The 18757-nt window shown below is 69.5% G+C and carries 15 protein-coding genes and 1 pseudogene; 8 read left to right on the top strand and 8 right to left on the bottom strand.

The genetic code is table 11. The annotated features are described in order from the left end of the window. The 8 genes and pseudogenes from H5J33_RS36690 to dnaA form a co-directional block, all read right to left on the bottom strand. Nucleotides 1-210, bottom strand: a pseudogene (locus tag H5J33_RS36690) (hypothetical protein); the annotation flags it as partial. A gap of 18 nt (nt 211-228) precedes the next feature. Continuing rightward, nucleotides 229-2823, bottom strand: a complete 2595-nt coding sequence (gene gyrA, locus H5J33_RS00890; protein ID WP_181792782.1) for a DNA gyrase subunit A — start codon at nt 2821-2823, stop codon at nt 229-231. A gap of 42 nt (nt 2824-2865) precedes the next feature. Next, nucleotides 2866-4947 (bottom strand): DNA topoisomerase (ATP-hydrolyzing) subunit B, encoded by a 2082-nt coding sequence (gyrB, locus tag H5J33_RS00885; RefSeq protein WP_181792781.1) that lies wholly within the window; start codon nt 4945-4947, stop codon nt 2866-2868. A 374-nt stretch (nt 4948-5321) separates the two neighbouring features. After that, a complete protein-coding gene (locus tag H5J33_RS00880; protein ID WP_181792780.1) occupies nt 5322-5891 on the bottom strand; it encodes a DUF721 domain-containing protein in 570 nt (189 codons plus the stop codon). Then, nucleotides 5888-7009: a DNA replication/repair protein RecF gene (gene recF / locus H5J33_RS00875; protein WP_181792779.1), complete on the bottom strand. Its 1122-nt coding sequence runs from the start codon at nt 7007-7009 to the stop codon at nt 5888-5890. The genes H5J33_RS00880 and recF overlap by 4 nt, the downstream gene beginning before the upstream one ends. Nucleotides 7010-7044: 35 nt before the next feature. Then, nucleotides 7045-7920: a phosphogluconate dehydrogenase (NAD(+)-dependent, decarboxylating) gene (gene gnd / locus H5J33_RS00870; RefSeq protein WP_181792778.1), complete on the bottom strand. Its 876-nt coding sequence runs from the start codon at nt 7918-7920 to the stop codon at nt 7045-7047. 241 nt (nt 7921-8161) lie between these two features. Then, a complete protein-coding gene (gene dnaN, locus H5J33_RS00865) occupies nt 8162-9292 on the bottom strand; it encodes a DNA polymerase III subunit beta (RefSeq protein WP_030615171.1) in 1131 nt (376 codons plus the stop codon). A gap of 1057 nt (nt 9293-10349) precedes the next feature. Continuing rightward, nucleotides 10350-12251 carry a chromosomal replication initiator protein DnaA gene (gene dnaA / locus H5J33_RS00860; protein WP_181792777.1) on the bottom strand — a complete coding sequence of 634 codons (1902 nt, stop codon included), beginning with the start codon at nt 12249-12251 and terminating at the stop codon, nt 10350-10352. 371 nt (nt 12252-12622) lie between these two features. On the opposite strand from dnaA, the gene rpmH reads away from it, so the two are divergent. The 8 genes from rpmH to H5J33_RS00820 all read left to right on the top strand — a co-directional run bounded on the left by rpmH (nt 12623) and on the right by H5J33_RS00820 (nt 18726). Next, a complete protein-coding gene (gene rpmH / locus H5J33_RS00855; protein WP_003956500.1) occupies nt 12623-12760 on the top strand; it encodes a 50S ribosomal protein L34 in 138 nt (45 codons plus the stop codon). Nucleotides 12761-12781: 21 nt separating this feature from the next. Beyond that, nucleotides 12782-13153, top strand: coding sequence for a ribonuclease P protein component (rnpA, locus tag H5J33_RS00850; protein WP_078637608.1), 372 nt, complete (start codon nt 12782-12784; stop codon nt 13151-13153). Beyond that, nucleotides 13150-13515: a membrane protein insertion efficiency factor YidD gene (gene yidD / locus H5J33_RS00845; protein ID WP_078637607.1), complete on the top strand. Its 366-nt coding sequence runs from the start codon at nt 13150-13152 to the stop codon at nt 13513-13515. Before rnpA ends, yidD begins: the two co-directional genes overlap by 4 nt. A gap of 3 nt (nt 13516-13518) precedes the next feature. Next, nucleotides 13519-14802, top strand: a complete 1284-nt coding sequence (yidC, locus tag H5J33_RS00840) for a membrane protein insertase YidC (RefSeq protein ID WP_181792776.1) — start codon at nt 13519-13521, stop codon at nt 14800-14802. Nucleotides 14803-14817: 15 nt separating this feature from the next. Continuing rightward, a complete protein-coding gene (locus tag H5J33_RS00835) occupies nt 14818-15330 on the top strand; it encodes a R3H domain-containing nucleic acid-binding protein (RefSeq protein ID WP_181792775.1) in 513 nt (170 codons plus the stop codon). 115 nt (nt 15331-15445) lie between these two features. Beyond that, nucleotides 15446-16162 carry a 16S rRNA (guanine(527)-N(7))-methyltransferase RsmG gene (rsmG, locus tag H5J33_RS00830; RefSeq protein WP_181792774.1) on the top strand — a complete coding sequence of 239 codons (717 nt, stop codon included), beginning with the start codon at nt 15446-15448 and terminating at the stop codon, nt 16160-16162. 393 nt (nt 16163-16555) lie between these two features. Next, nucleotides 16556-17629: a ParA family protein gene (locus H5J33_RS00825; protein ID WP_181792783.1), complete on the top strand. Its 1074-nt coding sequence runs from the start codon at nt 16556-16558 to the stop codon at nt 17627-17629. Next, nucleotides 17626-18726: a ParB/RepB/Spo0J family partition protein gene (locus tag H5J33_RS00820; RefSeq protein WP_181792773.1), complete on the top strand. Its 1101-nt coding sequence runs from the start codon at nt 17626-17628 to the stop codon at nt 18724-18726. The genes H5J33_RS00825 and H5J33_RS00820 overlap by 4 nt, the downstream gene beginning before the upstream one ends. Nucleotides 18727-18757: the final 31 nt, after the last annotated feature.

Raw genomic sequence — 18757 nt, 5'->3', positions numbered from 1 at the left:
CTCGCCGGCCGGGCCTCGGGTGTCCGTCACCGTTCCCCCCTGGGATCCAGACGTACGGGAGGAGTCCGCCTCGGACCCCTTCACCGGCTTCAGGTCGGTCGTGTGCGGGTCGCTCGCGCTCGCCGCACGCGCGGCGGAGCCACGGCCGCCGCCGTCCGTTTCCGTACCCGTGGAGGTACCGGCCGATCCGGCGCCCGTGGCTCCGCTCACGATGACTCACTCCTCGTGCTACTCGGCCGAGGGCGCCTCACCCTCGTCCGTGCCGGTGGTCGCGGCGCCCTCGGCGGTCTCGTCCACGGCCACGTCGCCGTCGACTTCCTCCGCCTCGCGCCCGGCCTCGGCGTTACGTGCGATGCCGACCACGGCATCGCGCTTGCCCAGGTTGATCAGTTGGACGCCCATGGTGTCACGGCCCGTCTCCCTGACCTCGCTGACTCGCGTACGAATCACACCGCCGGAGAGGGTGATCGCGAGGATCTCGTCGTGCTCCTCGACAATCAGCGCGCCGACGAGCGAACCACGGTCCTCCACGATCTTGGCGGCCTTGATGCCGAGGCCGCCGCGGCCCTGGACGCGGTACTCGTCGACGGCGGTCCGCTTCGCGTACCCACCGTCGGTGGCAGTGAACACGAACGTACCGGGTCGGACGACATTCATCGAGAGAAGCTCGTCGCCCTCGCGGAAACTCATGCCCTTGACACCGGAGGTGGCGCGGCCCATCGGGCGGAGGGACTCGTCCGAAGCGGTGAACCGGATCGACTGCGCCTTCTTGCTGATCAGCAGCAGGTCGTCCTCGGCGGAGACCAGCTCGGCACCGATCAGTTCGTCGTCGCTGCCGTCCTCGCGCTCGCGCAGGTTGATCGCGATGACACCGCCGGAGCGGGGCGAATCGTAATCCTTCAGTGGCGTCTTCTTGACCAGACCGGACTTGGTCGCCAGGACCAGGTACGGCGCCGCCTCGTAGTCCCGGATCGCCAGGATCTCGGCGATCGCCTCGTCCGGCTGGAAGGCCAGCAGGTTCGCCACGTGCTGGCCGCGCGCGTCCCGGCCGGCCTCGGGCAGCTCGTACGCCTTCGCCCGGTACACCCGGCCCTTGTTGGTGAAGAACAGCAGCCAGTGGTGCGTGGTGGAGACGAAGAAGTGGTCGACGATGTCGTCTTCCTTCAGCTTCGTGCCGCGCACGCCCTTGCCGCCGCGCCTCTGCGCCCGGTAGTCGTCCGTCTTCGTCCGCTTGACGTAACCGCCGCGCGTGACGGTGACGACGATGTCCTCCTCGGCGATCAGGTCCTCGATGGACATGTCGCCCTCGTACGGGATCAGCTTGGTCTGGCGGTCGTCGCCGTACTTCTCGACGATCGCGGCCAGCTCTTCGCTGACGATCCCGCGCTGGCGGACCGGCGAGGCCAGGATCCCGTTGTACTCGTTGATCTTCGCCTGGAGCTCGTCGTGCTCCTGGACGATCTTCTGCCGCTCCAGGGCCGCCAGGCGCCGCAGCTGCATCTCCAGGATCGCGTTGGCCTGGATCTCGTCGATCTCCAGCAGGTCCATCAGGCCGCCGCGCGCGATCTCGACCGTCTCGCTGCGCCGGATCAGCGCGATGACCTCGTCGATGGCGTCCAGGGCCTTCAGCAGGCCGCGCAGGATGTGCGCCCGCTCCTCGGCCTTGCGCAGCCGGAACCTGGTCCGGCGGACGATGACCTCGATCTGGTGCGTCACCCAGTGCCGGATGAACGCGTCCAGCGAGAGCGTGCGCGGCACGCCGTCCACCAGCGCCAGCATGTTGGCGCCGAAGTTCGTCTGCAGGTCGGTGTGCTTGTACAGGTTGTTCAGCACGACCTTGGCCACCGCGTCCCGCTTCAGGACGATCACCAGGCGCTGGCCCGTACGGGACGACGTCTCGTCACGGACGTCCGCGATGCCGCCGATCTTGCCGTCCTTCACCAGGTCGGCGATCTTCTGCGCCAGGTTGTCCGGGTTCACCTGGTACGGCAGCTCGGTGACCACCAGGCACTGGCGGCCCTGGATCTCCTCGACCTCGACCACCGCGCGCATCGTGATGGAGCCGCGCCCGGTGCGGTACGCCTCCTCGATGCCCTTGCGGCCCACGACCAGGGCGCCGGTCGGGAAGTCCGGGCCCTTGATGCGCTCCATGAGCGCGTCCAGCAGCTCCTCGTGGGAGACGTCCGGGTTCTCCAGGTACCACTGGGCGCCGGCCGCGACCTCGCGCAGGTTGTGCGGCGGGATGTTGGTGGCCATGCCGACCGCGATACCGGCCGAGCCGTTGATCAGCAGGTTCGGGAAGCGGGCCGGCAGGACGGTCGGCTCCTGGGAGCGGCCGTCGTAGTTGTCCGTGAAGTCGACGGTCTCCTCGTCGATGTCGCGGACCATCTCCATCGACAGCGGCGCCATCTTGCACTCGGTGTAGCGCATGGCCGCCGCCGGGTCGTTGCCCGGGGAGCCGAAGTTGCCGTTGGAGTCCACCAGCGGCATCCGCATCGACCACGGCTGGGCGAGGCGCACCAGGGCGTCGTAGATCGAGGAGTCGCCGTGCGGGTGGTAGTTGCCCATGACGTCGCCGACGACACGGGCGCACTTGTAGAAGCCGCGCTCGGGGCGGTAGCCGCCGTCGTACATCGCGTACAGCACACGGCGGTGGACGGGCTTGAGACCGTCCCGGACGTCCGGCAGCGCGCGGGAGACGATGACGGACATCGCGTAGTCGAGGTACGAGCGCTGCATCTCCGTCTCGAGCCCGACGGGCTCGACACGCATCGCGAGTTCGCCGCCCTCTTCCGGGGTGACGGGGGTGTTCTCGTCGGCCATTGCTGGTGAAGATCCTTCCTGGTGCGGTCAGCTGAGACCGACTCAGATGTCGAGGAAGCGGACGTCCTTGGCGTTGCGCTGGATGAACTGGCGGCGGGCCTCCACGTCCTCGCCCATGAGGACCGAGAACAGGTCGTCGGCCTGGGCGGCGTCGTCCAGGGTGACCTGGCCGAGGACCCGGTGCTCCTGGTCCATGGTGGTCACGCGCAGCTCCTCGGCGTTCATCTCGCCGAGACCCTTGAAGCGCTGGATGGAGTCCTCGCGGACGCGCTTGCCTCGCTGGCGGCCCATCTCGATCAGCGCGTCGCGCTCACGGTCCGAGTAGGCGTACTCCACGTCGTCCCGGCCCCACTTGATCTTGTACAGCGGCGGGCGGGACAGGTACACGTGCCCGGCCTCGACCAGCGGCCGCATGAAGCGGAACAGGAAGGTCAGCAGCAGGGTGCTGATGTGCTGGCCGTCGACGTCGGCGTCCGCCATCAGGATGATCTTGTGGTAGCGCAGCTTCTCGATGTCGAAGTCCTCGTGCACACCCGTGCCGAAGGCCGAGATCAGCGCCTGGATCTCCTGGTTCTGCAGGATCTTGTCGATCCGCGCCTTCTCCACGTTCAGGATCTTGCCGCGGATCGGGAGGATCGCCTGGTACTGCGGGTTCCGGCCGGACTTGGCCGAGCCGCCGGCGGAGTCACCCTCGACGATGAAGATCTCGCACTTGGCCGGGTCGTTGGACTGGCAGTCGGCCAGCTTGCCGGGCAGCGACGCCGTCTCCAGCAGGCCCTTGCGGCGGGTCAGGTCGCGCGCCTTGCGGGCCGCCACGCGCGCGGTGGCCGCCTGGATGCCCTTGCGGATGATGTCCGCGGCCTCGACCGGGTTGCGGTCCAGCCAGTCGTTGAGGTGTTCGTAGACCGCCTTCTGCACGAAGGTCTTGGCCTCCGTGTTGCCCAGCTTGGTCTTCGTCTGGCCCTCGAACTGCGGCTCGCTGAGCTTGACCGAGATGATCGCGGTCAGACCCTCGCGGATGTCGTCACCGGTGAGGTTGTCGTCCTTCTCGCGCAGCAGCTTCTTGTCGCGCGCGTACTTGTTGATCAGGCTGGTCAGCGCCGCGCGGAAGCCCTCTTCGTGGGTACCGCCCTCATGGGTGTGGATGATGTTCGCGAAGGAGTACACGCCCTCGCTGTAGCCGCTGTTCCACTGCATGGCGACCTCGAGGGACAGGCTCTTGTCCTTGTCCTCGGCCTCCAGCGAGACGACCGTCGGGTGCACCGCGTCCCCCTTGCGGGAGTTGAGGTACTTCACGAAGTCGACGATGCCGCCCTCGTAGTGGTACGTGACGGTCTTGACCTCGGCCTTCTCGTCGGCGCCCGCCTCGTCCGCGCCGCTGGTGGCCTTGGCCGACTCGCGCTCGTCGGTGAGCCGGATCGTCAGGCCCTTGTTGAGGAACGCCATCTCCTGGAAACGCCGGGACAGCGTCTCGAAGGAGTACTCGGTGGTCTCGAAGATCTCCGGGTCGGCCCAGAAGGTGACCGACGTGCCGGTCTCCTCGGTCGCCTCGTGCTTGACCAGCGGGGCCGTCGGCACGCCCATCTTGTAGTCCTGCGTCCAGCGGTGGCCGTCGGTCTTCACCTCGACGGAGACCTTCGTGGACAGCGCGTTCACCACGGACACGCCCACGCCGTGCAGACCGCCGGAGACGGCGTAACCGCCGCCGCCGAACTTGCCGCCCGCGTGCAGCACGGTCAGCACGACCTCGACGGCCGGCTTGCCCTCGGAGGGCACGATGCCCACCGGGATGCCGCGGCCGTTGTCCACCACGCGCACCCCGCCGTCGGCGAGGATCGTCACGTCGATGGTGTCCGCGTAACCGGCCAGCGCCTCGTCGACCGAGTTGTCGACGACCTCGTACACCAGGTGGTGCAGACCGCGCTCGCCCGTGGAGCCGATGTACATGCCGGGCCGCTTGCGGACCGCGTCCAGCCCTTCGAGCACGGTGATGGCGCTGGCGTCGTACGAGGCTGAGGCCGCGCCGGACTCGGTGGCCTCGCCGTTCACGCCGGCGTCGGTGGACGGGATGTTCTCGTTGGGGTTGCCGGAATCGGCCACGAAGCGCCCTTTCTGGCACAGCACGAGCCGGGCTCGGCGGCAGGTTGCCGGAGCGGCTGCGGCATGTTGCGTTGGTAAGCCTTGATCAGCGTTGCTCAGCTTTTCCCGGGCGGTCCCCACGTTGGGGCGGGATTGTCTTCCAGTCTACCGGTAGCACTGACATCGATGGGGGTTTGCGGGCACCTGAGCTCCCATGTGCCGCCCTGAACCGGTCTCGGGCGGGTCCCGATATGCGGATGGGGGCTCCAAGGGGCTCACAGCGGCACTCAGCGCTTCGAGCCGTCAACCCGTGGCTACCGGCGGGTCAGAAGGCCATCCGGGGACGATCCGGGCGCGGTCCGCACCGCCTCGTACGGCCACGGCGGCCATCCCCCGCGCCCGCGCGGACGTGAGGTACGTCACCCGTACGTATCGCCGGGACCGGTGCTGCCCGGCGCCCGCAGCGGGCCGTAGCGGCGGGCCGGCCCGCCCGGGTTGAGCACTTTGATCGTCCGTACGCTGCCCTGCCCCAGATCCTGGTTGAGCCGGGCCACCAGCGCGGGCGCGAGGTGCCGCAGCTGGGTCGCCCAGGCCGTGGAGTCGCACGCCACGACCAGCACCCGCTCGTCCTCGTCGTACCGCTGCGGCACACAGTGCTTGGCCAGGTCCTCGCCGACGATCTGCGGCCAGCGGCCCATCACCCCGCCCACCGCGGCGGGCGTCTCCCAGCCGCGCTCGGTGATCAGCCGGTTGATCGCCGCCCCCAGCTCCAGCGGGTCGCGTCCGTCGGCGCGGGCACCGGAGCGCAGGCCGCCGCCGCGCCGGGCCTGCTTCTTCTGCCGTGCCGCGTCCCCACGCGCGCGTGCCTGCTCCTTCGCGGCGCGCAACGCCACGCGCGCGAGGTCGACACCGGAGGGCTCCCCGGCACCCGCCGCCTTCGGCGTGCCCGGGGCCTCGGGGGTGTTCGGTGCGGGGTCCTCGGGGTTCATACGCGCTCCACCGTCCCGCCGGCCACCGCGTACCGGGCGCCGGCCAGCACATGGGGTACGTCGTCGTCCACGGCGGCGGTGACCAGCACCTGCTCGCCGGGAGCGACCAGTTCCGCGAGCCGTTCCCGGCGGCGGGCGTCCAGCTCCGCGAAGACGTCGTCCAGGATCAGCACCGGCTCGTTGCCCTCCGCGCGCAGCAGGTCGTAGGAGGCCAGCCGGAGGGCGAGGGCGTAGGACCAGGACTCGCCGTGCGAGGCGTAGCCCTTGGCGGGCAGCCGGCCGAGCTGCAGCAGCAGGTCGTCCCGGTGCGGACCGACCAGGGTGACGCCCCGCTCGATCTCCTGCTTGCGCGCCTCGGCGAGGGCCGCCATCAGCTGCTCGTACAGCTCCTCGCGGGTGTGGGCCTCGCCCGGCGCCGAGGGCTTGTACTCCAGCGCGACCGGTCCGCCGCCGGGCGCCAGCTGCTCGTAGGCCTTGTCCGCCAGCGGCTGGAGCGCCGCCACCAGGTCGAGCCGCTGGGCGAGCACCTCGGCGCCCGCGCGCGCGAGGTGCTGGTCCCACACGTCGAGCGTGGACAGGTCGATGGATCGTCCACCGTGCCGGCGCGCGAGAGCCGCCGACTTCAGCAGGGTGTTGCGCTGCTTGAGCACCCGCTCGTAGTCGGAGCGCACGCCCGCCATCCGCGGCGAGCGCGCGGTGACCAGCTCGTCGAGGAACCGCCGCCGCTCACCCGGGTCGCCCTTGACGAGGGCGAGGTCCTCGGGCGCGAACAGCACGGTCCGTACGATCCCCAGCACGTCCCGCGGTCTGACCTGCGAGGAGCGGTTGATACGGGCGCGGTTGGCCTTGCCCGGGTTCAGTTCCAGCTCGATCAGCTGCTGCCGGTCGCCCTGGCGGACCTGGGCCCGCACGATCGCCCGCTCGGCGCCCATGCGCACCAGCGGCGCGTCGGAGACGACCCGGTGGCTGCCGAGCGTGGCCAGGTATCCGACCGCCTCCACCAGGTTGGTCTTGCCCTGCCCGTTGGGGCCGACGAAGGCGGTGACGCCCGGGTCGAGCGGGACCTCGGCCCGGGCGTACGAGCGGAAGTCGGCCAGCGAAAGATGCGTGACGTGCATGGTCGTCCCGCCGACCTCCCTGCTTGTGCTGCGGCTTACTTCTTCTCCACGGCGTGACCGCCGAACTGGTTGCGCAGCGCGGCGATCATCTTCATCTGCGGCGAGTCCTCCTGGCGGGAGGCGAACCGCGCGAACAGCGAGGCGGTGATCGCCGGCAGCGGCACGGCGTTGTCGATGGCCGCCTCCACCGTCCAGCGTCCCTCACCGGAGTCCTGCGCGTAACCGCGCAGGGCGTCCAGGTGCTCGTCCTCGTCGAGGGCGTTGACCGCGAGGTCCAGCAGCCAGGACCGGATGACCGTGCCCTCCTGCCAGGAGCGGAAGACCTCGCGGACGTTCTCCACGGAGTCGACCTTCTCCAGCAGCTCCCAGCCCTCGGCGTAGGCCTGCATCATGGCGTACTCGATGCCGTTGTGGACCATCTTCGCGAAGTGGCCCGCACCGACCTTGCCGGCGTGCACCGAGCCGAAGTCGCCCTCCGGCTTCAGGGCGTCGAAGACCGGCTGCACCTTGGCGACGTTCTCGGCGTCGCCGCCGTACATCAGCGCGTACCCGTTCTCCAGGCCCCACACGCCGCCGGAGACACCGCAGTCGACGAAGCCTATGCCCTTGGCGGCCAGTTCCTCGGCGTGCCGCTCGTCGTCGGTCCAGCGGGAGTTGCCGCCGTCCACGACCACGTCGCCGGGCTCCAGCAGCTCGGCGAGCCGGTCGATGGTCGACTGGGTGGGCTCGCCCGCCGGGACCATCACCCAGACCACGCGCGGCCCGCTGAGCTTGCCCACAAGCTCTTCCAGGCTGTGGACATCCGCGACGTCCGCGTTGCGGTCGTACCCGATGACGGTGTGGCCCGCGCGGCGGATCCGCTCGCGCATGTTGCCGCCCATCTTGCCGAGGCCGACGAGACCGAGCTCCATCAGTTGTGTTCCTTAGGTCGCTGTGTGGCGTGAGAGGCACCGAGGTGCCGAGCCGAGCCTAAACCCGGACGCTCACGCACAGCTGTGGGCATACGCGCTCATGCGAGACCCACGCTGACCTGCGGAAACGTAGCCGCGAGCGGTCTTGGTCCACCCCGAGAACCCGGATCGTCGCACCCACCCGGTCACGGTGCCGGGCATCCACAGGGACGCCCGGCGCCGTGCACACCTGTGGAAAACGTCAGCCGCTGAGCCGGACCGGCATGATCAGGTACTTGTACGCGTCGTCGGCCTCCGCGTCCACCGCCGGCTTCCCGCTGAGCAGCGCCGGCTTCGTGGAGGTGGTGAACGACAGCTGCGCCACCGGGGAGTCGATCGCGCTCAGGCCGTCCAGCAGGAACGTCGGGTTGAAGGCGATCGAGATGTCGTCGCCCTCCAGCTGGGCGTCGACCCTTTCCACAGCCTGTGCGTCGTCGCTGGAACCGGCCTCCAGGATCAGCACGCCCTGCTCGAAGCTCAGCCGCACCGGGGTGTTCCGCTCGGCGACCAGGGCCACACGCTTGACCGCCTCCACGAACGGCGCGGTCTCGATCACGGCGACGGAGTTGAACTCGGTCGGGAACAGCGTCCGGTACTTGGGCAGGTCGCCCTCGAGCAGGCGCGTGGTCGTACGCCGCCCGGCGCCCTCGAAACCGATCAGGCCCTCACCGGCGCCGGCACCGGCCAGCGCGAGCGTGACGCTGTCCCCGGCGCCCAGCGACTTGGCGGTGTCCAGCAGCGTCTTGGCCGGGACCAGGGCGACGGCGGAGGCGTCCGGGTTCTCCGGCTTCCACAGGAACTCGCGGACCGCGAAGCGGTAGCGGTCGGTGGAGGCCAGGGTGACCGTGTCGCCCTCGATCTCGATGCGCACACCGGTGAGCACCGGCAGCGTGTCGTCACGGCCGGCGGCGATGGCCACCTGGGAGACGGCCGCGGCGAAGACCTCGCCGGGGACGGTGCCGGTCGCGTTCGGCATCTGCGGCAGGGCCGGGTACTCCTCCACGGGCAGGGTGTGGAGGGTGAACCGGGAGGTGCCGCAGACCACGGTCGCCCGTACACCGTCTGTGGAAATCTCCACCGGCCGGTTGGGGAGGGCGCGCGAGATGTCGGCGAGCAGCCGGCCGGAGACCAGGACGGTGCCCTCCTCCTCGACCTCCGCCTCGACGTTCACCCGCGCGGAGACCTCGTAGTCGAAGCTCGACAGACTCAGCTGGCCGTCCTCGGCCTTGAGCAGCAGGCCGGCGAGGACAGGCGCCGGCGGACGGGCCGGGAGGCTGCGTGCCGCCCAGGCCACTGCCTCCGCGAGTACGTCGCGTTCCACCCGGATCTTCACCGTAAGCCGCCTCCTGCTGTTGCTACTGAGTCCTCCGACTCGGTGTCACCGCCCCCTGTGACGGGAAGGACACCGGGGACCAGTCTGACGCACGGCACTGACAGTAGGTGCCCGTCGGGGTCAAGTCGGTCCGAGCGGCAGCCGGGCGCGAGAGGGCGAGTTGTGCACAGCCCCCGCTTCAAAACGATTGCCGAGCTCTCTCTAGTCGGGAGTAGTAGTAGGGCCTGTGGATACGGTGGATAACCACGTTTGCCCAGCTCAGCCCGGGTTTTTTATCCACTGGTCCTGTGGGTGGAGGCAGTGGACAACCTGGGCCCTCTGTGGAGAACGGAAAGTTCTGCACACACCGCCCACAGGCTGAGGGCAGTTCTCCCCAGCTGTGTCCCCAGGAATACCCAGGTTTCCCACAACCCAATCCGGCAGCCTCCTGTGACGCCTTTCACTCGACGCGGTGAGCGGGGGCGTCGGGTTGCCGAACAGTGGACAGCCATGTGGAGAAGCCCCGGTTTGCTGGGGACAACCGCCCCCAGCCTGTGGGGTACCGGTGGAAAACGCGACGCCCGGCCTGGGGACGATGTGGTTATCCACAGTCTGTGGAGATCGTTCGTCCACGATTCCACAGGCCCGTGAGCTGGGTGGATGTCCTGGGGCCAGCCTCCCTGTGGACGCAGTTCGGGACAACTTTGCAGTCCCCAGTCTGTGGACGGAAGAAAGTCGCCGAATCTGTGGAGGAAGGCCGTAACCAGGCAGGTAATCGAACAAGGGATGACGGGGAGGAAACGGCCCGAGACGTCGCATCCGGCGCCTCGGACGCCGGCCGAGGCCGTTGGAGGGGGTGGGAGGCGTTGCCGGAGGGCCGCGGCGGGGGCCTGGCCCGTCGGCGGCCGCGTGCGGGGTGCCCTCGGCGTCGGAGCGGCCGGTGGACATCAGGGGGCGGCGGTGGGCCTCAGCGGGACTCGGCGCGCCTCGCCGAGGCCCAACTGGGCCGGGAACGCCGGAGGGCGCCCCGGAGGCGGTGTGCGCCCCGGAGCGCCCTCGGCGCCCGTGTACGGCCGGCTCAGCCGTTCTTGATGCGGTTGGTCAGCTCGGTGACCTGGTTGTAGATCGAGCGCCGCTCGGCCATCAGCGCGCGGATCTTGCGGTCGGCGTGCATCACGGTGGTGTGGTCCCGGCCGCCGAACTGCGCGCCGATCTTCGGCAGCGACAGATCCGTCAGCTCGCGGCACAGGTACATGGCGATCTGCCGCGCGGTCACCAGCGCGCGCCCGCGCGAGGTCCCGCACAGGTCCTCCACCGTCAGCCCGAAGTAGTCCGCGGTGGCCGCCATGATCGCCGTGGCGGTGATCTCCGGCGCGCTGTCCTCCCCGCCGGGGATGAGGTCCTTCAGGACGATCTCGGTCAGGCCCAGGTCCACCGGCTGCCGGTTGAGCGACGCGAACGCCGTCACCCGGATCAGCGCGCCCTCCAGCTCACGGATGTTCCGCGAGATCCGGGAGGCGATGAACTCCAGCACCTCCGGCGGCGCGTTCAGCTGCTCCTGGACCGCCTTCTTGCGCAGGATCGCGATCCGCGTCTCCAGCTCGGGCGGCTGGACGTCGGTGATCAGGCCCCACTCGAAACGGTTGCGCAGCCGGTCCTCCAGCGTGACCAGCTGCTTGGGCGGCCGGTCGCTGGAGAGCACGATCTGCTTGTTGGCGTTGTGGAGCGTGTTGAAGGTGTGGAAGAACTCCTCCTGCGTCGACTCCTTGTCCGCGAGGAACTGGATGTCGTCGACCAGAAGGATGTCCATCTCGCGGTACCGCTTGCGGAAGCTGTCGCCCTTGCCGTCGCGGATGGAGTTGATGAACTCGTTGGTGAACTCCTCCGAGCTGACGTACCGCACCCGCGTGCCCGGGTACAGGCTGCGCGCATAGTGCCCGATGGCGTGCAGCAGATGGGTCTTGCCGAGTCCGGACTCCCCGTAGATGAACAGCGGGTTGTACGCCTTGGCCGGTGCCTCGGCGACCGCGACCGCCGCCGCGTGCGCGAAGCGGTTGGAGGCGCCGATCACGAACGTGTCGAACAGGTACTTGGGGTTCAGCCGCGCGGTCGGCTCGCCCGGGCCGCTCGCCGGCGCCGGCTGCGCGGCCAGCGGACCGGGGGCACCGGTGGGAGGTCCGTCCGGGCGGCCGGGGCCGCCGCGGTGGGACGCCGGATCGGGCAGCTCACGGCGGACCGGGTCGCGCTGGTCGTACTCGGTCCGGGACGGGTCGTACTCGCCCCGCGCGGAGTCGTACTCGCCGCGCTGCTGCTCGTACGGCGGCCGGTCCATGCCCTGGGGGCGGTAGTCGTGGGACGGCCCGCCGTACGCGTCCGCGCCGGAGCCGTAGCCGTCCTGGGAGGACGGCGAGGCGTACGGGTCGCGCTCGGGGAAGCCGAGCCGGGGCTGCTGCCAGGCGTAGTCGTCCTGCCCGGGGCGCGGCCAGGCGCCGGGCTCGGGCCGCTGGTACTCGGACGGGTAGACCGGGCGGACCGTGGGGAGCTGGTCGGGGCGGGCGGCCGGGAGCTGCTCGGAGTGCTGCTCGCCGCCCGGCTGCTCGCCGCCACGGGGCCGGCCGTAGCCCTCGTACGCGCCCGAGGGCAGCTCCGGCTCCTCGTAGCGCGGCTTCGCCGGCTGCTGGACGGGAGGCGCCGGGGGTTCGCCCGCGGAGTCGTCCACGGTGATCGCGATCCGGATGGGACGGCCGCACTCCCGGCTCAGGGTCTCGCTGACGACGGGCGCCAGACGACCCTCCAGAACGTTCTTCGCGAATTCGTTGGGCACGGCGAGCAGGGCGGTGTCCGCGACCAGCGCGAGCGGCTGGCAGCGCCGGATCCAGTGCTCGTCCTTGGCCTCCACGCCCTGTCCGCGGCCCTCGCCGAGCAGCTGTTCCAGTACTCGCGGCCACACTGCGGCAAGATCGGCAGGTACGTCAGCCACAGGGCACGCTCTCTCACAGGTCCCACGAACGTGTGGTTCGGGGACGGGTCGGGATGAAAATCGGGTCGGGCGGGGATAAGGGAACGAATCGGAGTCCAGCCACGGTAGTCAGCGCGGCGGGTGCGGTTCAAGTTGTTGTCCCCAGCCTGTGGACAGTGTCTCTCGGCGACCCTCGGTTTGACCGGACGGCTCGGCCCCGCGTACCGTAACCAGGTCGAGTTGTCGATGGCTGCTGCCGCCTGCCTCCGATGGGCACAGGTCACGTCAGGTGATCGGGAAGCGGTGCACTCGGGCGTGACGCGAGCTACTCGTGGGCGCACGGTGACAGCCAGGACGGCACCCCGCCACTACCGATTTTCTGGAGCCCCCGAGTGAGCAAGCGCACCTTCCAGCCGAACAACCGTCGTCGCGCGAAGACCCACGGCTTCCGGCTGCGTATGCGCACCCGTGCCGGCCGCGCGATTCTCGCGTCCCGCCGTAGCAAGGGTCGCGCCCGTCTGTCCGCCTGATCCCGGTCAGGTCATGACATCGTGCTGCCCACCGAGAACCGGCTGAGGCGGCGCGAGGACTTCGCGACCGCGGTCCGACGAGGCCGCCGGGCAGGCCGCCCGACGCTCGTCGTCCACCTTCGTAGCGGTGCCACGGACCCGCACGCGCCTGGGGAGAGCGCTCCCCCGACGCGTGCGGGTTTCGTCGTGAGCAAGGCCGTGGGTGGCGCGGTCGTGCGCAACAAAGTGAAGCGCAGACTGCGCCACCTGATGCGTGACCGAGTCGGCCTGTTTCCCCCCGGTAGCCTGGTAGTCGTACGAGCGCTGCCCGGAGCGGGCGACGCAGACCACGCACAGCTGGCCCGAGACCTGGACGCCGCCCTTCAGCGGCTACTGGGAGGGGGCGCGCGATGAAGTACCCGCTGCTGGCTCTGATCAAGCTGTACCAGTGGACGATCAGTCCGCTGCTGGGGCCGGTATGCAAGTACTACCCGTCGTGCTCCCATTACGGCTACACGGCCATCGACCGGCACGGTGCCGTCAAAGGGACCGCACTGACCGCCTGGCGCATCCTCCGGTGCAATCCGTGGTCGCCGGGTGGCGTGGACCATGTTCCGCCGCGTAAGCGTCCGCGGTGGCACGAAATGCTGCGCGACGCCTGGCGCGCACGCAGGGGCGGGTCCTCCGCCGCCGAAACGGCCACCGAAGCGAAGCCACCAACGGAGTCTCCTTCGAGCCCGGCCGCAGAGACCTCGTCCCATGCCCAAGGAGCATGATTAGTGGACACGATTGCCAGCCTTTTCAGTTTCATCACCTGGCCCGTCTCCTGGGTCATCGTCCAGTTCCACAAGGTGTACGGGGCGATCTTCGGACCTGACACCGGGTGGGCCTGGGGCCTGTCCATCGTGTCGCTGGTGATCCTGATCCGCATCTGCCTGATCCCGCTCTTCGTGAAGCAGATCAAGGCGACCCGCGCGATGCAGACGCTCCAGCCGGAGATGAAGAAGATCCAGGAGCGCTACAAGAACGACCGGCAGCGTCAGTCCGAAGAGATGATGAAGCTGTACAAGGAGTCGGGCACCAACCCGCTCTCCTCGTGCCTTCCCATCCTGGCGCAGTCCCCGTTCTTCTTCGCCCTGTACCACGTGCTCGCCGCCATCGCCTCGGGCAAGAAGATCGGTGTCATCGACGCCGGCCTGCTCGAGAGCGCGCGGAACGCGCACATCTTCGGGGCCCCGCTCGCCGCCAAGTTCTTCAGCAGCGAGAGCCAGGTCAGCGCCCTGAACGCCTCGCTGACCGATGTCCGCATCGTGACCGCGATCATGATCGTCATGATGTCGGCGTCGCAGTTCTACACGCAGCGCCAGCTGATGACGAAGAACGTCGACACCACCGTGAAGACGCCGTTCATGCAGCAGCAGAAGATGCTGATGTACGTCTTCCCGATCATGTTCGCCGTCCTCGGTGTGAACTTCCCGGTCGGTGTCCTCATCTACTGGCTGACCACCAACGTGTGGACCATGGGCCAGCAGATGTACGTCATCCACAACAACCCGACCCCGGGTTCCAAGGCCCAGGCCGCCTACCTGGAGCGCCTGACCAAGCACGTCACGCAGCACGGCAAGATCCGCCGGCGCAGCGAGAAGGCCATCGTGAAGGCGATCGTCGCCAAGGGCCGCGACCGCAACGAGTTCGAGCGCAAGTTCGTCAACGCGCTCAACAAGGCCGGTCTCGCCGCCCAGGCCGACGGCACCGTGACGAAGAGCGTGGCCCAGGCCACGGCACAGTCCGAGGACGGCACGGCCGCCGGTACCACCACGGCCACGGCCACCGCCACCGCCCCCCGGCGCCAGCAGCCCAAGCGCCAGAGCAAGTCCCAGCGTCAGACCGGCGGGACCAAGGCGGGCGACTCGCCGTCGCTGGAGAAGTCCGACGCACCGCAGGACGCCAAGCCCGAGGCTGCCGAGCAGCCCCAGAAGCCCGGCTCCGGCACCCGCAGCAAGGCCCAGTCCGGCCAGCGCAAGGGTGGCCCGCAGCGGCCCAAGTCCCCGTCCAAGAAGTAAGAAGGAGCCCATCCCGTGACGGAAGGCACCACCTCCGCCGCTGCCGAGGGTGCAGACACCCTCACCCGCCTGGAGCAGGAGGGTGAGATCGCGGCGGACTACCTGGAGGGTCTGCTGGACATCGCCGACCTCGACGGCGACATCGACATGGACGTCGAGGCCGACCGCGCCTCCGTGTCGATCATCAGCGACTCCGGCAGCCGTGACCTGCAGAAGCTGGTCGGCCGGGACGGCGAGGTGCTGGAGGCACTGCAGGAGCTGACGCGGCTGGCCGTGCACCGGGAAACCGGTGACCGCAGCCGGCTGATGCTGGACATCGCGGGTTACCGCGCCAAGAAGCGCTCCGAGCTGTCCGAGCTGGGTGCCAAGGCCGCCGCCGAGGCGAAGAGCACCGGCGAGCCCGTGAAGCTCAAGCCGATGACCCCGTTCGAGCGCAAGGTCGTGCACGACGCGGTCAAGGCCGCGGGGCTGCGCAGCGAGTCCGAGGGCGAGGAGCCGCAGCGCTTCGTCGTCGTGCTGCCCGCCTGATCGGCCCCCGTTCCACCGGCCCCGTCTGTTGAGCAGGCGGGGCCGAACTTTGTCAGCCTGGTAGTTCTGGTGGCCGGTGCGCGAAGCGCCGGCGCTGTACGGAAGGACGGTCCCCGTGACGGAGGCAGCGGAGCTTCCCCCCGCGCCCGAGCAGGCGCGGCAAGTGTTCGGTGAGCGCTTCGCCGATGCGGTCCGCTATGCGGAGCTGCTCGCCGAGGCAGGCGTGCAGCGCGGCTTGATCGGTCCGCGGGAAGTGCCCCGCCTGTGGGAGCGGCACCTGCTGAACTGCGCGGTGCTCTCCGAGGCCGTTCCGGAGGGGGTGACGGTCTGCGATGTCGGTTCCGGTGCGGGGCTGCCGGGCATCCCGCTGGCCCTGGTCCGCGACGACCTCAACATCACCCTGCTGGAACCCCTGCTGCGTCGTACCAACTTCCTCACCGAGGTCGTCGAGCTGCTCGGCCTGGGCCATGTCACCGTGGTGCGCGGCCGGGCCGAGGAGGTCATGGGCAAACTGCCGCCGGTCCATGTGGTGACGGCACGGGCCGTGGCTCCGCTGGACCGCCTGGCCACCTGGGGCATTCCGCTGCTGCGCCCGTACGGCGAGATGCTCGCGCTCAAGGGCGACACCGCCGAGGAGGAGCTGAAGGCGGCGGCCACCGCACTGAGCAAGCTGGGAGCGGTGGAGACGTCCATCCTGCATGTGGGTGAGGGCGTCGTGGACCCGCTGTCCACCGTGGTGCGGGTCGAGGTCGGCGAGAGTCCGGGTGGTGTGCGCTTCGCCGCCAAGCGAGCCAAGGCCGCCCGTACCGGTCGGGCCCGCCGGCGCCGCTGAGCCGGAGGACGGGCGCGCGTCGGCGGGCCGGAGGGGGCCGTCGACGCTGACCCGTCCTGACGATGGGACGTACTCCACACAAGCTGCCGAACCCGGGCAAGCCGGAGTGTCGCAAAGGTCCGGTCGCAGTGGCTGTGCATCGTGTTTCACGTGAAACGTCGCTCACTGCTGCACGGCATTATCAGTCGTGGCCGCGCTGCGGCCGAACCTCGCGACCGGAAGCCTCTCGGTGCACTCGGAGAGGATCCCGTTTCCCCGGAGGTCCCGTCCCGCTCCTGGGAGGCTTCGCCCCGCTCCCCGGAGGCTTCGTCCCTCTCCAGGGGCACGGAGTTGTCCACAGAGGTGGATTTCTCCACAGATGGACAGGCCTCACTGGTTCACGACCCCGAAGACATGGGAGGCTCTGTTCATCGCGAGCCTGAAGTCGAGGAGAGTGAATCCTTGCGGTCCGACGCCAACATCGCGGGACCGATGACCGATCCGGTCCCCGGTCCCCGTACCGAGTCGATGGGAGCGGATGTTTCACGTGAAACACCGCCCCCGATGGACGACACTCCCATCGGTCGAGCGGCCCAACTGGCGGTGGAGGCTCTCGGCCGCGCCGGCGCAGGCCTGCCACGACCGGAGCAGACCCGAGTCATCGTGGTCGCCAACCAGAAGGGCGGCGTGGGCAAGACGACGACGACCGTCAACCTTGCCGCCTCGCTGGCTCTGCACGGTGGCCGGGTCCTGGTGATCGACCTGGACCCGCAGGGCAACGCGTCCACCGCCCTCGGGATCGACCACCATGCCGAAGTTCCCTCCATCTACGACGTGTTGGTAGAGAGCAAGCCTCTCGCCGAGGTGGTCCAGCCCGTCGTCGACGTCGAGGGCCTCTTCTGTGCCCCGGCCACCATCGATCTCGCCGGTGCGGAGATCGAGCTGGTGTCCCTGGTGGCCCGGGAGAGCCGGCTGCAACGGGCCATCCAGGCGTACGAGCAGCCCTTGGACTACATCCTCATCGACTGCCCGCCCTCGCTGGGCCTGTTGACGGTCAACGCGCTCGTCGCGGGCGCCGAGGTGCTGATTCCGATCCAGTGCGAGTACTACGCGCTGGAGGGACTCGGTCAGCTCCTGCGCAACGTCGACCTGGTGCGGGGGCACCTCAACCCCGACCTGCACGTGTCGACCATCCTGCTCACCATGTACGACGGCCGGACGCGTCTCGCCTCGCAGGTCGCGGAAGAGGTGCGCAGCCACTTCGGCGACGAGGTGCTGCGGACGAGCATTCCCCGCTCGGTCCGTATCTCCGAGGCGCCGAGCTACGGGCAGACGGTGCTGACCTACGATCCAGGATCGAGCGGTGCCCTCTCGTACCTCGAGGCGGCCCGGGAAATCGCGCTGAGGGGCGTCGGCATCAGCTATGACGCGAGCCAGGCCCACATCGGCGCCCAGAAAGACCAGAGCATGGTGGAGGGGATTCAGTGAGTGAGCGACGGAGGGGTCTGGGCCGTGGTCTCGGCGCACTGATCCCCGCTGCCCCGTCCGAGAGGACGCCGGCCTCCGCGGCGCTGGGGGGTGGAGGCTCCACCTCCCCCGCGGCCGTCCCGGTGCTGACCGGCGACCGCGGAGTGGCCGCGGCCAAGGTGGCCACGCTGCCGCCCGCCGCACAGGACATCGAGGATGTTCCGGCGAGCCCCGCCGTCGAGGTGCCGGCGGCCCCGGTGGGTGCCCACTTCGCCGAGATCCCTCTGGACGCCATCACGCCGAACCCGCGCCAGCCGCGCGAGATCTTCGACGAGGACGCGCTCCAGGAACTGGTCACCTCCATCAAGGAGGTCGGCCTCCTGCAGCCCGTCGTGGTGCGGCAGCTGGGGCCCGGCCGCTATGAGCTGATCATGGGCGAGCGCCGCTGGCGCGCGTGCCGTGAGGCCGGTCTGCAGGCCATCCCGGCGATCGTACGGGCCACGGAGGACGAGAAGCTCCTCCTGGACGCGCTGCTGGAGAACCTGCACCGTGCGCAGCTGAACCCGATCGAAGAGGCCGCTGCCTACGACCAGCTGCTGAAGGACTTCAACTGCACCCACGACCAGCTGGCCGACCGAATCGGGCGTTCGCGCCCGCAGGTCTCCAACACCCTGCGTCTGCTGAAGCTGTCGCCGACCGTGCAGAAGCGGGTGGCCGCCGGAGTGCTCTCGGCCGGCCACGCGCGGGCACTGCTGGCCGTGGAGGACTCCGAGGAACAGGACCGGCTGGCCCACCGGATCGTCGCCGAGGGCCTGTCGGTGCGGTCCGTGGAAGAGATCGTGACCCTGATGGGCTCACGGCCTCAGAAGGCCTCGCGTACCCGGGGGCCCCGGGCCGGTTCCGTACCCTCCCCGGCGTTGAGCGAGCTGGCCACCCGGCTCTCGGACCGGTTCGAGACGCGGGTGAAGGTCGAGCTGGGGCAGAAGAAGGGCAAGATCACCGTCGAGTTCGCCTCCGCCGAGGATCTCGAGAGGATCCTCAGCACCTTTGCCCCGGGCGAGAAGCTGGCACTCCAGAAGAGCCTTCAGGACGGCGACGGCGGCGAGACGCAGGACTGAGTCCAGCCGTTCGCACCCTTCGCAGCAGTGG

Origin of the sequence: Streptomyces sp. WELS2 (genome assembly GCF_013870595.1) — a bacterium.
In the GTDB taxonomy this organism is placed as follows: Bacteria; Actinomycetota; Actinomycetes; order Streptomycetales; family Streptomycetaceae; genus Streptomyces.
The sequence above is the reverse complement of the archived record's forward strand: the minus strand, read 5'-3'. Positions and strand labels throughout refer to the sequence as shown.

What these genes read in the sequence shown, in the direction of transcription:
- H5J33_RS00825 (WP_181792783.1), top strand. Translation starts at nt 16,556, where the DNA reads ATGGGAGGCTCTGTTCATCGCGAGCCTGAAGTCGAGGAGAGTGAATCC.
- gyrA (WP_181792782.1), bottom strand. Translation starts at nt 2,823, where the DNA reads ATGGCCGACGAGAACACCCCCGTCACCCCGGAAGAGGGCGGCGAACTC.
- yidD (WP_078637607.1), top strand. Translation starts at nt 13,150, where the DNA reads ATGAAGTACCCGCTGCTGGCTCTGATCAAGCTGTACCAGTGGACGATC.
- H5J33_RS00880 (WP_181792780.1), bottom strand. Translation starts at nt 5,891, where the DNA reads ATGAACCCCGAGGACCCCGCACCGAACACCCCCGAGGCCCCGGGCACG.
- recF (WP_181792779.1), bottom strand. Translation starts at nt 7,009, where the DNA reads ATGCACGTCACGCATCTTTCGCTGGCCGACTTCCGCTCGTACGCCCGG.
- gnd (WP_181792778.1), bottom strand. Translation starts at nt 7,920, where the DNA reads ATGGAGCTCGGTCTCGTCGGCCTCGGCAAGATGGGCGGCAACATGCGC.